Raw genomic sequence first — 13,660 nt, 5'->3', positions numbered from 1 at the left:
TTACGCCTCCTCGGAAAGCTCGGCCATAGCCTGCTCGAACTGCTCGTCGTTGGGGGCCTTACCGTGCCAACCAACCTGGTTCTCCATGAAGGAGACGCCCTTGCCCTTGACCGTCTCGGCCACGATGCACACGGGCTTGCCCGTAACGGTGCGGGCCTCGTCAAACGCAGTGCGGAGCTGCGCCATGTCGTTGCCGTCAGCGACTTCGATCACATGGAACTTGAACGCGGCGAACTTGTCGGCGATGGGCATCGCGGAGTTGACCTCCTCGATGGGGCCGTCGATCTGCAGGCCGTTGTGGTCAACAATGAGCACAAGATTGTCGAGCTGGTGGTTGCCGGCGAACATCGCGGCCTCCCACACCTGACCCTCTTCGATCTCGCCGTCGCCCAGCAGGACATACGTGCGATAGGTATCGCCCCAGTGCTTGGCGGCAAGTGCCATGCCAACGCCAGCAGAGACGCCCTGACCGAGGGAACCGGTGGACATGTCAACACCAGGCGTGTCATCCATGTTGGGATGACCCTGCAGATGGCAGCCGATGTGGCGCAGTGAGAGCAGATCCTCCTTGGGGAAGAAGCCGCGCTCGGCAAGAGCCGCGTACAGACCCGGAGCACAGTGGCCCTTGGACAGCACAAAGCGATCGCGATCGGCCTTGTGGGGATCGGACGGGTCGATGTTCATCTCTTCGAAGTAGAGATAGGTGAAGATGTCGGCAGCACCCAAAGAACCGCCCGGATGGCCGGACTTCGCGGCGTGAACGCCGGTCACGATGCCACGGCGAACCGCGCGCGCAACTTTGACGAGCTCGTCATCACGCATGTTGCCCTCCTTAGGACAAAGAAAACGGAGCGGGAGCGGAACATCCGCCCCCGCAAACATATCGTACGGTTGTTACGCCTGAGCGACGACCTTGGCCCAGTCGGCCTCGAAGCTGGCGAGGCCCTGGTCGGTCAGCGGGTGCTTGAGGCACTTCTTGAGCGCGCCGAACGGCACGGTGGCGATGTCGGCGCCGAGCAGCGCTGCCTGGGTCACGTGGTTCGGGGTGCGCACGGAAGCGGTGATGATCTCGACGACGTCATCCACGTTCTTGCCGGTCCAGTCATAGTTGCCGATGCAAGCGACAACGTCGGCGAGCTGGGAAATACCGTCCTCGGCGATGTCATCGAAGCGACCCACGAACGGGGAGATGTAACGAGCGCCCGCGTTGGCGGCAAGCAGCGCCTGCGGAGCAGAGAAGACGAGCGTCATGTTCACGCGGATGCCGGCGTCGGCGAGGGCGCGGCAAGCCTTGAGGCCGGCCTCGCACACGGGCAACTTCACCACGATGTTGGGAGCGAGAGCGGCAAGGCGCTTGCCCTCCTCGATCATGCCCTCGGCGTCGGACGCGGTGGATTCGGCGGAGACAGGCAGGCCCTCGCAAAGCTCGGCAATCTTGAGCATATGCGGCTCGAAGTCGGCGAGCTTACCACCGGTGCGAGCATACAGGCTCGGGTTGGTGGTAACGCCGGCCAGGCAACCCCAGCTCTTGGCCTCGGCAATCTCATTCAGGTCGGCAGTGTCGATGAAGAACTTCATGGAGTAATCCTTTCGCGTGGTGATCCTACTCGTCTTCGCATCCCAGTATACGAGACGTTACCACCCTGTGCATGCGAAAACCCGCATTCTTCAACGATGCAACAAGGCCCGTGGCAATCGCGGCAAAACCCCGCGTCGATTCTCTACTTTTCCGGAAGTTCGATGGTGAAAACCGTATGCTCGGGATCGGAGGTGCACGCGATCGTGCCGCCATGCGCCGCCACAATCTCCTTGGCAATAGCAAGGCCCAGGCCCGCCCCGCCGCGATTGGTCGCGCGTGCCGCATCCAAACGGTAGAATTTCTCGAAAATCATCCCGAGTTTGGGCGCGGGAATGGGATCGCCCCTGTTCTCAAATTGCACGATCACACCAGTACCATCCTGCACGGCTCTGATGCGGATAACGGACCCCTCGTAACTGTATGCAATCGCGTTCTTGAGCACGTTGTTGAACACGCGCGCCATCTTGTCTCCGTCGATGAGCACCGTAAGGTGCGCAGGCGCGTCGACCTCCACGCTCTTACCCTGGTCGGAAAGAATCGGATAGAACTCGTCGGCAACCTGGGCGAGCAGCAACGAAAGGTCCACGTAGCCGCGCGTAAGCACGATATCGTGGAAGTCGAAGCGCGTGATGTCGAAGAACTCCTCGATGAGCGCGTCCAGGCGATGGGCCTTATCGAGCGCGATGCCCGTAAAGCGAATGCGCTGCTCGGCGGGCAAGTCGGTCGCCTCTTCAAGCAACGAGAGATAGCCCACCACGCTGGCGAGCGGCGTTTTGAGGTCATGCGCCAAGTACGTAACCAAATCGTCCTTGCGGCGCGCCTCATCGCGCAAAGCATCGTTAACCTGGCGCTCACGATCCCGCACACGACTAATTGAACCTTCAACCTCCAGGTACGTTCCGTCGAGATTGTCCACGTGTTCAGGATTGTCAATCAAACGATCAACGATATGTTTGGCAATAGCTCGGTCGGCAACCTCCTGTCCGCGATCGAATCCCGTGTAGTAAAACGCGCGTCCGGCGAAAAACACGCCGCAAACCGCGAGCGCCAACAAGAAACCGCAGAACATGAAAAGATATTCAACGCTGATATAAAACGGGGAGCCACCAGGGTTAAGCAGATCGCCCAGAAGCACCAAAAGAAACCAAGCGGAACCGCCCAGCGTGATACAGCGGCGCACGGTGAGAAAGCGGTCGAGCAGCATGTATCCCACAATGAAGACGATGAAAAACACGAGGATGCTCTCGCGCGCCACCACAACGAAGGAGAGCAGGCCCAGCACTACGGTGGCAAGCAAGCGGCTGTCCAAAACGGGGCGCAACTTGTCCAGAAGCTCGTCCATCGACGCGTTCGATGTGGTAAACGCGCGCTCGTCCCGAGGCGTTTCGTCCCGAGATGCCTTAGCATCCCATGTAGGGAACCCATTCCATTCGTTGGAGTAACCCGACTCCTGTACAGGCTCTGACGAAGGGGCCGACGAGGGGACAACTCGAACCCCCGAACGCCCATCCACAGTCTCGCCTTCCGGGCGCCCATCCACAATCGCAGCCTCAGTAGCCCGCCCCATGCCCTCAACGGGCGTGGGGCCCGCAGTCTGCGAACCCCACCCTCCCGGCGCGCCCGTCATGGGATTGACCGGCGCGTGTTGTTCTTTTTTGTTCCAGCCTCGAAAGTCCCTATCTTTGAATTGCATGGCGCTCCGTTCCAAAACAATGCGCTCGTCTCCCGCCGCCGTAATCCACGGAGCCGAAAACCAAAGCAGCATTGCCACTCGACGATACCCTCAAGTATAGGAACGCCCCATCGCACGTAAACGAAAGACTTACTTAAATACCAGCGACCACGTAAACGAATTCGACCTCATTCACGTTGGTATTGGAGGGGGCCACGAACGAATGCAGCTCATAACCCTTTCCGAGCATCTCATCGACCTTGCCCTGCAGCTCATCGAGGACCTGCTGGTCCATGCCTTGCACGCTGTCGCGCAGCGTGTTCAGCGCACTCTCGAGCTGGGAGGCACCGGAAGCGACGGATTGCGCACCGGCAGCCGCAGTCTGCGCGTTGGCATCAAGCGCGCTGCTGCCAGCGGCGAGGCTCGAAACTCCACCGTACAAAGTCATGGAGCCGTCGGTGGCATAGGGAGCGCTGAGCTGCTGACGCAAGCTCGCGGTTCCAGCTGCAACTTGAGATGCACCCGTGTTCAAAGCGGTGATCTGACCCATCTGCCCCGATAATCCGCTCAGGTTTTGATTGATGGAACCGATCATCGTGTCCGCATTGGCAAGCAGGGTATTCGAATCGGAAAGCACCTCGTTTGCGCTCGTCATCAATCCACCGGCGCTCGTCTGGAGCGTTTGCAGGTCGCCCGCAAGGCTCTTGGCGTCAGCCTGCAATTTCTTGGCGGCATCCGACCCCATCGCCTGCTGAGCGCTCTCCCCCGCTGCCTGCACGGTCTGTGCAGAAGATTCAGCGCTCGAGGCGGCACTGCCTGCCGAAGAAGCGGCAGCACTCGCGTTTGTAGAGGCATCGTTTGCGTGGGAAAGTGCACTCCTGACAACAGCCTCCTGCTCGGGGGTAAGCGTGCCGCCATCAAGCAACCCTTGTAGCTCAGACGCGACGGTGCCTGCGGAAGTCGCAGCACTTTGGGCACTCGTGGCGGCAGCACCCGCCTGACCAGCTGCTGTTGCCGCGTCGGTCCCTGCGGTCACGAGCTCACCACTCAAGCCACCCATAACGGTCTGCATGCCGGTTAATGTGGTCGCAAGAGAGTTGCCGTGAGTTTCAATCGACGTGGAAAGCTGACTCAGACCTGCAGCGCCCTGATTGATGGCATCCATCTTGCCCTGAATAACACCAAGTTGCGCCTTCATTCCGTTAACACCCTGTTGAGCCTGCGCGAGTGTATTGGGAAGGCTCGTGCCCAGTGTGGTGGTAAGGACGTTCACGCCATCAGCGACCTGCTGCGACCCATCCTCCAGCGCCGCCAAATTCGCCTGCTGGCCATTCAGCGCAGCTAACAGGCCCTGCGCGCCGCTCGCAACTTGACTCGTTCCTTTGGTCTGAAGCGCGGAAACACCCGCATCGAGCTGTTCGGCGCCATCGGAAAGTTTTCCCGCGCCGTCGGCAAGCTGGTCGCTCGCGTTGATGAGCTCATCAATGGCGTCTGTGAGCTCTGAGGTGTCGAAGCTGTTGAGATCGAGTGCTAGCTCAAGCGGCATGGCGCTGATCTGCCAGCCGGAGTAGGAGAAATCCGTCACATGACCCTTGATGTGATAGTCGCCATTCGTGCCTGGAAGCTGCAGGAACGTGACGAGCGTCTGGCTGCCCACCTCGGCGATAGTAGCGTCTCCCGCGTCATCGAGCTCAAACGTATCGTTGTCAAACGTTCCTTGTGCCTGCATCAAAAAGCTCTTGGCAAAATCGGCGGTTGCGGAGTCGTCGTCAACGCCCGTGATCTTGAGCTCCATATCCAAATCACCCGACTTACCAGCCAGGTCCTCGGCGGAGATGCTCTTGCCGTCGAGCGTGTAGCTCACCTCGACCTCCCACGGCAGCGTGGTAGTCTCTGCATCAAGATCGCCCTGGTAATAGAACGGCACACCCTCGGGCGTTGTGAACGCAACGGAGCCATCCTCGTCAGAAAGCTCCTCGGTGGTCGACAAGTTGGTGACGTTGGTATAGGTGCCGGGATCCTCGATGTCTGTTTCAGCTGCCGTCTGGAACTTGTTGACCACGTAGACGCCTTGCTTGGAGCCGCTCGCATCGGTCTTGGTATACACGACCTCGTTCTTCGCAGTCTTCGAAGCCTGCTTTTGCCCTGCGCTCTCAGACGCATCGCTTCCGTTGTTGAGCGTCTCGGCGATTGCCTGCGTGGCACCGAACGGGAAACATGAGGTGATGCCCATAATCGTACTCACAGCGCCCACGGTCAGCGTGCGACCGATCACCGGCCTCACCGTCGAATGCTTCACCTTCGTATTGTTCATCGCATTGGCCTTCTTACTCATATCTAACATCCTCCTTGATAGAAACCAATCTTGTAGCTCGTATGGCGCACAAAGCCATCGAGCATGCGGAACAGCAGCGGCAGCACGAAGAAAATCAATATGACCGAAATCAGCGCACCGCGCGCAATCAGCATGCCTACCTGCTGAATCATGGGACTCGAAACGCTGAACGTGATGCCCAGACAAGCCAGAATCAAAATGGAACTCGACGTCAAAATGGGCTGAGCGGTGTGTTCGATAGCCAGCACCGAAGCCTCGCGTTTGGGCATCTCGCGGCGAAGCTTGAGGTACTCCTCGGTGTAGATGATGGCGTAGTCAACCGCAGCGCCCAGCTGAACGGCATCGATCACCAGGAAGGCGACGAAGTTGATCGTGTCGCCGGTGAAATACGGGACCGCCTCGTTAATCCAAATCGAAACCTCAATGGCGCTGATCAAAATCACCGGAATCGAAACCGATTTGAACATGACGAGCAGCACTGCGCCGATAGCCAAAATCGAGGCCACTTTCACGAGTGTGTTATCCGAGCTCGTGACCGAGCGAATGTCGTAGTAGCTCACCGTGTTGCCCACGAGCTTGTAGTCGTCGCCAAAATGCTCCTCGCACAGGCCACGCACGGTGTCCACCAGGCCGTACGCCTCGTCGGATTCATCTGGGATATTCGACGTGAGCACGATGCGGCTCCAACCGTCGTTCAGCAACTGACTCACCTCGCTCTCATCGCCAAGACCCGAGGGCAACGCGGCGGTGGCGATGGTGTCATAAGAGAGGATCGTCTTAGTGGTCGGCAGCTCCTTCAGCTCGTCTACGAGCGCTTTCTCCTCTGCCCAATGGCCCTCAGGCACCATGACGGCCCAGACCTGGGACTCGCCGAACGCCTCGTCGATAACATGTCCGTCCGTCTTCACCGGAGCGTCGGCGGCCAAGTTTGCCGACTCGCTGTAGGTAAAGTCCACGCGACTCGAAGCCACGAGGCACGGCACGGCGATAACGACGGCGATGGCAAAGGCCACGCCGGCAGATTTGGTGCAAACGTTCGTCAGACCCTTAAACGACCTGATAAACGGCTTGTGAGTCGTCTTCTCCACCACGTGTCTCATGTTGTAGAGAATGCAGGGCATGAGCAGGATGATTGAGAAGAACGAGCACACAATGCCCTTTGCAAGAGCGATACCCATATCGGCACCGATTTGGAACTGCATGGCGGCAAGGGAAAGGAAGCCGAAGAACGTGACCGCCGCGGAGGACAAAATGACCGAGAACGACTGTGTCATGGCCTGGACCATGGCCTCAAACTGGTCGTCGGTGGTCTCGCGGGCGCGGCCGAAGTTGGTCAACAGCACGATGGAGTAGTCCATCGAAACAGCCAGCTGCAGCACGCTCGCCACCAATTGCGTGATGTTCGAAATGGTGCCGCGGAAGATGTTGGTGCCCATGTTGAGCACAATGGCAACGCCGATAGTCAGCAGCATCACCACGGGATGCAGGTAGCTTGTGGTGTTAAGCAACACGATGAGGAACACCACGACGATGGCGATGGCCATAATGCGCGTCATGTCCGAGCTGATGGTCGACATGTTGTACGCGGTTGAGGCCGCGGAACCGTCGATTGCAACGGTCTGTGCACCGTCAATCGCCTCCGCCTCGGAACGAAACTGATCGATGGTCGCCTGTTCAACATCGTCAGGCAGGACGAGCGAATACAGGTAACCCTCGTCGTCGGCCTTGTGCCACTCTTCAATCAAATCCTGATTCTGCACGCCGAGCGGCTGGTGAAGATCAACCGCATCGCCGAGCCACGACACCGAGATAACCTGATCCTCGGAACGCAAGGTATCCGCAAAATGCTCGGCGTCCGCCTGCGAAATGCCGGTAACGTAGATACGCGCGTTGGCGATATCGTTGCCGTAAATCTCTTTCATATCCTTGAGATCCTGGCTCGATTTCGCGCTCTCGGGCAGGTAGTCGCTCATGTTTGCATCGATGGCAACCTGCGGGATACAGATTGCGCACGCTATTGCAAGCACGGCGAACGCAGAGATCACCAGCTTTCTGCGCCGCAACACCTCTCGGAAGAACTTCTCCATCGTTGATAGGCCTCCTTGTCTACACTCATTCGAATACGAACATGTGATGGAAAAAAGACACGAGAGGCTTTATACCCCCGCTCTTTCGCTTTTCTAGACGACGAAAAAGAATAGAACGCCTCATGGGAAAGCTGTATAGATTGCGACAGTTTGCTTTATTTCTGTGTTAAAACGTTCGATTTCAAATCAGAATGATTCAAAGCGTCGTCTCAGTGTGCAAGAGAAAGTAATATTCCACACACTTGTTGAATTACGTACAATATGGGTACAGTACGCAACGTCGGTTTATTCGATTCGCGAGGTACGCCATGGAAGAGAAGAAAAACAGGAATGCATTAAGGTCGATTCGCCTGCTTGAGGAGGCGTATCTTGAACTGCTCTCAGAAAAAGATGCGGAGAAGATCAGCGTGACCGACGTCACGCGCAGGGCGGATCTCAATCGCGGGACGTTTTACGCGCATTACGACGGGATTCATGATCTTGAGTCATCTCTTACCGAGAAGCTTGTACAGCGCCTCACGGTGATTCTCGAGGAAGTCATGGACTCGTCGTTTCTTCAAAATCCCCGACCCATCCTCGACCGCATCGGCGCCTTCCTGATTGAAAACAGTGACTTGCTCCACCGTCTAGTGTTCTGCAAAAAACTACTGCCCGTCATTGCGCTACTTGAAGAACGCCTGCGCGAGCAGATGATCAGCAAGTTGACCGTCGAATATCCCGACGAGATGCCGTTTATCTTTTTTATAACAGACTATGTGGTGGGAGGCATGCTGCACGCCTACACGTCGTGGTTGAGCGGCAAGGGGGGCGACGTCACCATCACCGAAGTCAACGACGCCCTCGAACGCCTCATCCGCTCCACCCGCACCGTAACGGAGCAGTAGTTATCGGGCTCGTCCACCTGTCAGCGCTTACGCGTCAATAAGCCCAAACAAAGCGAAACGGAGCCAAACACATCGAAACGTTTTTAGCGCTGTTGATTTCTTTTAACTTCTTTTAGCGGTCTTAAACTTCGTTGACGGAGCGCCCCCGACGACAAATAGATTGAATGCCAGATTTCACGATACAAAAGAGCCGGTCGTTAAACCGGCTCAAACAAATTGGGTTTTACTACCCCTCGATCGTGTACCCCACGCCCCATATGTTCTTGATGAACCGCGGGTTCTGCGCGTCGTCACCGATCTTCTCGCGCAGGTGACGAATGTGCACCATCACGGTGTTGTTGGAACCCGCCATGAACTCCTCGTCCCACACGGCACGGAACAACTCCTCAACAGGAACCACGCTGCCGCGATGCTCCGCCAGATATAACAGGATGGAATATTCGAGCGGCGTGCAACGCACCGGCTTCTCGTCTACGGTCACGCTGTGCGCATCGCGATTGATCTCAAGACCGTTGAACGAAATGATAGGGCCGTCAACTTCGGCACCCGCCGCCTGATCGCGCGTACCGTAGCTGGTGTACCTGCGCAGCTGAGCCTTGCAGCGCGCCACCAGCTCAAGCGGGCGGAAGGGCTTGACCATGTAGTCATCGGCGCCCAGCGTCAGCCCCTCGATCTTGTCGGCCTGGCTGTCTCGCGCGGTAAGCATAATGACCGGATACGTCCGCTCAGTTCGAATCGTCCGCAACAGCTCAAAACCGTCGACATCGGGAAGCATGATGTCCAACACCGCCAGGTCGAACTCCTGCTCCAAAATCAAGCGCGCAGCATCGGCGCCGGAATATGCCAGCGTCACATCGTAGCCCTCATTGCGCAGGTAAATCCCCACAAGGTCGGTAATGGTCTTCTCGTCGTCAACAACGAGGATGCGCGGTGTCTCCACGTCGTGCTCCTTTCGCCCAACGCTATTATGGCCGAACACCCGCCCCTCACCCTCCATATCTCACACGTTAAGCGAGTTTTAAGCAGAGCGCGTCGCCCAAACACATGCAGCCAACTGCTATGCTCGTCTCAGTGAAAAATCGCTTACCTAGAAAGGCGCATCGTGCTTCTCAAACGCACTTCGACTGATTGTCGCACCGTCACCCTGCGCATCCTAGCTCTCTCCCTTGCCACCGCGCTGGCGATCGCCGCCTCCCCCGTGCCTGCGCTCGGAGAAGTGCGCACGTCCGACATCATCTTGGGAAAAACCGCTGAAGAACGCGGTATCGATGCCTCCGAGCTGCCTGATCTCGTCTGTCCTCACGCCATGCTCATGACGCAGGACGGAACCGTCTTGTTCGAGCGCGACGCAGACGCACCTATCCGAATCGCATCGACTACCAAGGTCATGACCGCCCTGCTCGCCCTCGAGAACTGCGAGCTCACCGACATCGTGACCGTCGACCATGCCGCGGCGACCGTAGGCGAGTCGAATGTAAAGCTCCAGGAAGGTGACACGCTCACCATGGAAGAGGCGCTCACGGGCCTCATGGTGCACAGCGGCAACGATGCCGCCATGGCCATCGCCACAACGGTCGGAGCGCACATCGACCCCTCGTCGAACAATCCATTCCAAACGTTCGTCGATGCCATGAACAAACGCGCCCAGGAGCTCGGTTGCACCGACACCCTGTTTGAGAACCCGCACGGTCTGGACTTCAACGGCTGGGAGGGCGACCTCCATTCGACCGCACGCGACATCTTGACCATCTACGCCGCCGCGATGAAAAATGACGATTTCCGCAGGATCAACAACAGCGACCGCACCGACATGCACGTCACCTCAGCCGACGGCACCGAGCGAACCGTCGAGTTGACCGTCAGGAACGAGATCCAGGGTCAGCAGGGCAACATCGGCGGTAAAACAGGGTCGACGTACGAAGCGAAGCGCTGCTTCGTGGGTGCATTCTCGCGCGAAAACGGTGGCGAGGTGTACGTCGCCGTATTCGGAGACGAGACCAGCGAGGAGCGCTTTGGCGACACGCTCGCGCTTGCCAACTGGTACTACGACCATCTAGCCGAAATACCGCTGGTAAACACCAATGCAACCTATGGCGGTAAACCTCTTGTCGCTGAGGCGACCTGCCTTGACTGGACCGACAAGACCGTTCGCGTGACGGCTGACAATCCCGATGCGACCGTTTCAGTTTTCAGCCTAGCAGGACCGCTTGAGCAAAGCGTCGACCTCAAAGACTATTCTGGCACGGTGAAGCGCGGGGCGAGTGCCGGCGCAGTCACCTACACGCAAGACGGTGTTGAAGTGGGCAGCGTCGAACTCGTGACCGCAGAACCCGTCGAAGAGCCGACACTTTTTGATTCGCTGATGATTCAGTTCGACCGCTTAATCAGGTTCTTCAAAGGCGAACCGAGCACGGCGGAAAGCTCCGTTTACTGCGAAGCGCCCGATCCACTTGCGTGCGACAACTGGAATCCGGAAGAGTAGCGCGAACGCCGCTCGCTTTTATCCGTCTTTGCGCTTGCCCTTGAGCAGCTTCTTCTTGGGCTTTTCCTCGGACCGCTCTTTTGGACCGCGCATTTCTTCCGTGAGTTTCTTCGCCTGATGACGCGAAACGAACCACACCACAAATGCCGTGATGAAGAGCACCGTCGTCGCAATACCGGAAATTCGGAAGAGCTCGGTGTTGTGGCTGGACATGGCAAACCGCGTGACGCCATACATGACCAGCGTAAGCAGGATGAGCGGAATGAACACGCGCGTCAACGGCAGTGAGAGGTGGATGTCGCGGTCGATAGGCGCTTCGCCACGCGCTGCCTCGCGACGTTCACGCAGCCTGCGAGCGCTTTCCATCGCCTTGGCATCCTGCTCTGCACGCTCCTCGGGCGTCAGCTTCTTTTTGCTTTCCTTGCTGCTCATACCTATCTCCCAACACGTTCGCACGCGGGTCTATGCAAACTCCTACGCAAATAACGCCGTCGACGTACTCCAAATCGCTCGGGCGATCTGCTCGGGCAACTCTCCCGTTCGGTCAGCTCGATCATAGATGAGAACGTCTTCCGTCTGAGCAATCATAGCAGGCTCGCATTCCAAACCGCGCAAGGGCTCGGGTGCCATGTACGGACAGTCCGTTTCGAGCAGCAGACGGTCGAGCGGACATGCTGCGAACGCTTCACGCGCCGCATCGTTTCGCTTGAACGTCGCCGCCCCGCCGAAGGCGATGTGGCAGCCCATCTCCAAGAACTGCTCCATGGTGACGCGGTCCTCGCCAAAGCAATGGAGCACGCATCCAGCTTGGGGTACACCAACCTCTCGAAGCACTTTGAGCGCATCTGCGTGTGCCTCGCGTCGCTCGTCATCCGCGTCGTTGCGAATGTGCAGCTCAACGGGTACGTTATGACGAATTGCAATCTCAAGTTGACGTGCCATGACCTCCATTTGCAGGCCGTGCGGCGCAGCCTCGACGTTGTCGTCGGCGTCAAAGTGGTAATCGAGCCCGATTTCGCCTATGCCCGCACAAAGCGGGTCATCCAGCGCAGACTCAATCTGCGCGTCATGCTCGTCGGAATAGTCCGGAGCGCCATACGGATGCGCACCAACGAGATACTGAACTTGAGGGATTGAGGTTGCGCGCGCGTCTTGCGCTACAGTACCGCCCTGCTCGGCAAACACACCCAGCGCGGTACCCTCACCCTGTAGGACGTCCTCTCGCGGAGAAACATCCCCTCGCCCGGTCTTCGCCTCTGTGATAACGGTTTTCAGCCATGCTGAAAACCCCTGGACATCAGGCGTTTCTTCACTGACGTCAGAAATGGGGTCGTAAAGCGTTACAACGCGGCGTACACCCGCCGCGTACGCCCGCGTGAGCACTGCAGCTGCATCTTTATCTTCGCCCCAAAATGAACGCAGGTGAGCGTGAGTGTCGAAAATCGGAGCTAGCGGACGTGGTAGCTCAAACACCTTTTTCTTTTTTGCAAACGTCAACGGGTGCCAAGCGTTCAACATATCCACGTTAGAATCTGCTGCCATTGTCTATGCCGCCTGTCCAGCCAGCGCTTTTGCCAAGGCAATGAACTCGGCGGTAGAAAGCTGTTCTGCTCGCGTCGTGGGGGCAATCCCGCACGCCGCAAATGCCGCGTCGAGCGCATCCTTGTTAAAGCCGTTTGAACTCATGGAGTTGCGAATCGTCTTGCGACGCTGGGCAAACGCAGCGTCCACCACACGGGCGATCTCTGCGGCGTCCACCTGCGCGGAAGCATCTCCGTCCAACACGGACACCCGATCGATACGCACCACAGCGGAGTCAACGTGCGGAGCGGGCATAAAGCAACGGGGCGGGACTTCAAAGCGGCCCGTCACCTCACCATATAGCGAGAGCTTGACCGTGTAGGCGCCGTACGTTTTGGACCCCGGAGCTGCCGCAATACGATCGGCAACCTCCTTTTGCACCATGACGACAGCACGCTCGAGGCTCGGCATCGTTTGGAACAGTTGCAGGATAATCGTGGCAGCCACGTTATACGGCAGGTTGGCGACCAAGACCGTGGGCGCCTCGCCACCGCTTGCCGCAACGATTGCCTCTTGAGGCACTTTGAGCGCGTCACCCATGATGAACGAAAAATTGGGGTGGTCCATGGCGTGTGCCGAAAGCACCTGCTCAAGCTCGGTATCCATCTCGATGGACGTCACATGAGCAGCCTCTTGCACCAACGCGAGCGTCAGGGTACCGATACCGGGACCAACCTCGAGCACACGTTCGACGCCCGTCAGCTCAGCCAGCTCCATGATGTGTGCAATCACATGATTGTCGATGAGGAAGTTCTGGCCCAAGCGGTGCTTGGTCGCCAGGCCAAACGCCTCGAGCATCTCGCGTGTAGCAGTGGGATTTGCCAACGGGGATGTTGTCATGCGCACTCCTTTCAAAATGTTCTGGCTATCAAGCTGCAGCAAAACAATAGGCCAAAACACTACAAAACGATGCACGAACCGCGCTCAAATATCCAGTCAATCTCAAAATGCGCTCGAAAGGCTCAAAACACGGGCCGAGTAACGTTCAAATGCGAAGCTCAAACAAAAAATGACGGATATGCGCAATTTGTTTTGGCTTT

Annotated in this window: 11 protein-coding genes; 2 read left to right on the top strand and 9 right to left on the bottom strand. The window is 57.8% G+C overall.

Going from position 1 to position 13,660, the window contains the following annotated elements:
• The 5 genes from C1711_RS06525 to C1711_RS06505 form a co-directional block, all read right to left on the bottom strand.
• The gene (locus C1711_RS06525) at positions 1-822 is read right to left on the bottom strand and encodes a transketolase (RefSeq protein WP_102338306.1); all 822 of its coding nucleotides are present in this window, start codon (positions 820-822) and stop codon (positions 1-3) included.
• A gap of 72 nt (positions 823-894) precedes the next feature.
• Entirely contained in the window at positions 895-1,578 is a 684-nt protein-coding gene (locus C1711_RS06520) for a transaldolase family protein (protein ID WP_102338305.1), read from the bottom strand.
• A gap of 143 nt (positions 1,579-1,721) precedes the next feature.
• Entirely contained in the window at positions 1,722-3,344 is a 1,623-nt protein-coding gene (locus C1711_RS06515) for a sensor histidine kinase (protein ID WP_234346319.1), read from the bottom strand.
• A gap of 61 nt (positions 3,345-3,405) precedes the next feature.
• Positions 3,406-5,586 carry a hypothetical protein gene (locus tag C1711_RS06510; RefSeq protein ID WP_159060074.1) on the bottom strand — a complete coding sequence of 727 codons (2,181 nt, stop codon included), beginning with the start codon at positions 5,584-5,586 and terminating at the stop codon, positions 3,406-3,408.
• Between the two features lie 2 nt (positions 5,587-5,588).
• Positions 5,589-7,673, bottom strand: a complete 2,085-nt coding sequence (locus C1711_RS06505; protein ID WP_102338302.1) for an efflux RND transporter permease subunit — start codon at positions 7,671-7,673, stop codon at positions 5,589-5,591.
• A 308-nt stretch (positions 7,674-7,981) separates the two neighbouring features.
• Here C1711_RS06505 and C1711_RS06500 point away from each other — a divergent pair, with 308 nt between their 5' ends.
• Complete coding sequence (locus C1711_RS06500) at positions 7,982-8,557, top strand: TetR/AcrR family transcriptional regulator (protein ID WP_102338301.1); 576 nt, start codon at positions 7,982-7,984, stop codon at positions 8,555-8,557.
• Between the two features lie 226 nt (positions 8,558-8,783).
• On the opposite strand, the gene C1711_RS06495 is transcribed toward C1711_RS06500, so the two are convergent.
• Positions 8,784-9,497, bottom strand: a complete 714-nt coding sequence (locus C1711_RS06495) for a response regulator transcription factor (protein ID WP_102338300.1) — start codon at positions 9,495-9,497, stop codon at positions 8,784-8,786.
• Positions 9,498-9,659: 162 nt separating this feature from the next.
• On the opposite strand from C1711_RS06495, the gene C1711_RS06490 reads away from it, so the two are divergent.
• Positions 9,660-11,039 (top strand): D-alanyl-D-alanine carboxypeptidase family protein, encoded by a 1,380-nt coding sequence (locus C1711_RS06490; protein WP_234346318.1) that lies wholly within the window; start codon positions 9,660-9,662, stop codon positions 11,037-11,039.
• A gap of 18 nt (positions 11,040-11,057) precedes the next feature.
• On the opposite strand, the gene C1711_RS06485 is transcribed toward C1711_RS06490, so the two are convergent.
• Genes C1711_RS06485 through rsmA form a run of 3 tightly spaced genes read right to left on the bottom strand, consistent with a single transcriptional unit; the run spans position 11,058 to position 13,460 of the window.
• On the bottom strand, positions 11,058-11,471 hold the full coding sequence (locus tag C1711_RS06485; protein WP_199824857.1) for a hypothetical protein: 414 nt from the start codon (positions 11,469-11,471) through the stop codon (positions 11,058-11,060).
• A gap of 42 nt (positions 11,472-11,513) precedes the next feature.
• Positions 11,514-12,581, bottom strand: coding sequence for a TatD family hydrolase (locus tag C1711_RS06480; RefSeq protein WP_102338299.1), 1,068 nt, complete (start codon positions 12,579-12,581; stop codon positions 11,514-11,516).
• Positions 12,582-12,584: 3 nt separating this feature from the next.
• Positions 12,585-13,460 (bottom strand): 16S rRNA (adenine(1518)-N(6)/adenine(1519)-N(6))-dimethyltransferase RsmA, encoded by an 876-nt coding sequence (rsmA, locus tag C1711_RS06475; protein WP_102338298.1) that lies wholly within the window; start codon positions 13,458-13,460, stop codon positions 12,585-12,587.
• Positions 13,461-13,660 lie beyond the last annotated feature (200 nt).

Origin of the sequence: Collinsella provencensis (assembly GCF_900199705.1) — a bacterium.
GTDB classification, from domain to species: Bacteria; Actinomycetota; Coriobacteriia; order Coriobacteriales; family Coriobacteriaceae; genus Collinsella; species Collinsella provencensis.
Note: the sequence above shows the minus strand (reverse complement) of the source record. Positions and strands in the feature narration are given on the sequence as shown.

Excerpts from the sequence above, each read along its gene's own strand:
- C1711_RS06525 (WP_102338306.1), bottom strand. The coding sequence starts at position 822 with ATGCGTGATGACGAGCTCGTCAAAGTTGCGCGCGCGGTTCGCCGTGGC.
- C1711_RS06520 (WP_102338305.1), bottom strand. The coding sequence starts at position 1,578 with ATGAAGTTCTTCATCGACACTGCCGACCTGAATGAGATTGCCGAGGCC.
- C1711_RS06515 (WP_234346319.1), bottom strand. The coding sequence starts at position 3,344 with ATGCTGCTTTGGTTTTCGGCTCCGTGGATTACGGCGGCGGGAGACGAG.
- C1711_RS06510 (WP_159060074.1), bottom strand. The coding sequence starts at position 5,586 with ATGAGTAAGAAGGCCAATGCGATGAACAATACGAAGGTGAAGCATTCG.
- C1711_RS06505 (WP_102338302.1), bottom strand. The coding sequence starts at position 7,673 with ATGGAGAAGTTCTTCCGAGAGGTGTTGCGGCGCAGAAAGCTGGTGATC.
- C1711_RS06500 (WP_102338301.1), top strand. The coding sequence starts at position 7,982 with ATGGAAGAGAAGAAAAACAGGAATGCATTAAGGTCGATTCGCCTGCTT.
- C1711_RS06485 (WP_199824857.1), bottom strand. The coding sequence starts at position 11,471 with ATGAGCAGCAAGGAAAGCAAAAAGAAGCTGACGCCCGAGGAGCGTGCA.
- C1711_RS06480 (WP_102338299.1), bottom strand. The coding sequence starts at position 12,581 with ATGGCAGCAGATTCTAACGTGGATATGTTGAACGCTTGGCACCCGTTG.
- rsmA (WP_102338298.1), bottom strand. The coding sequence starts at position 13,460 with ATGACAACATCCCCGTTGGCAAATCCCACTGCTACACGCGAGATGCTC.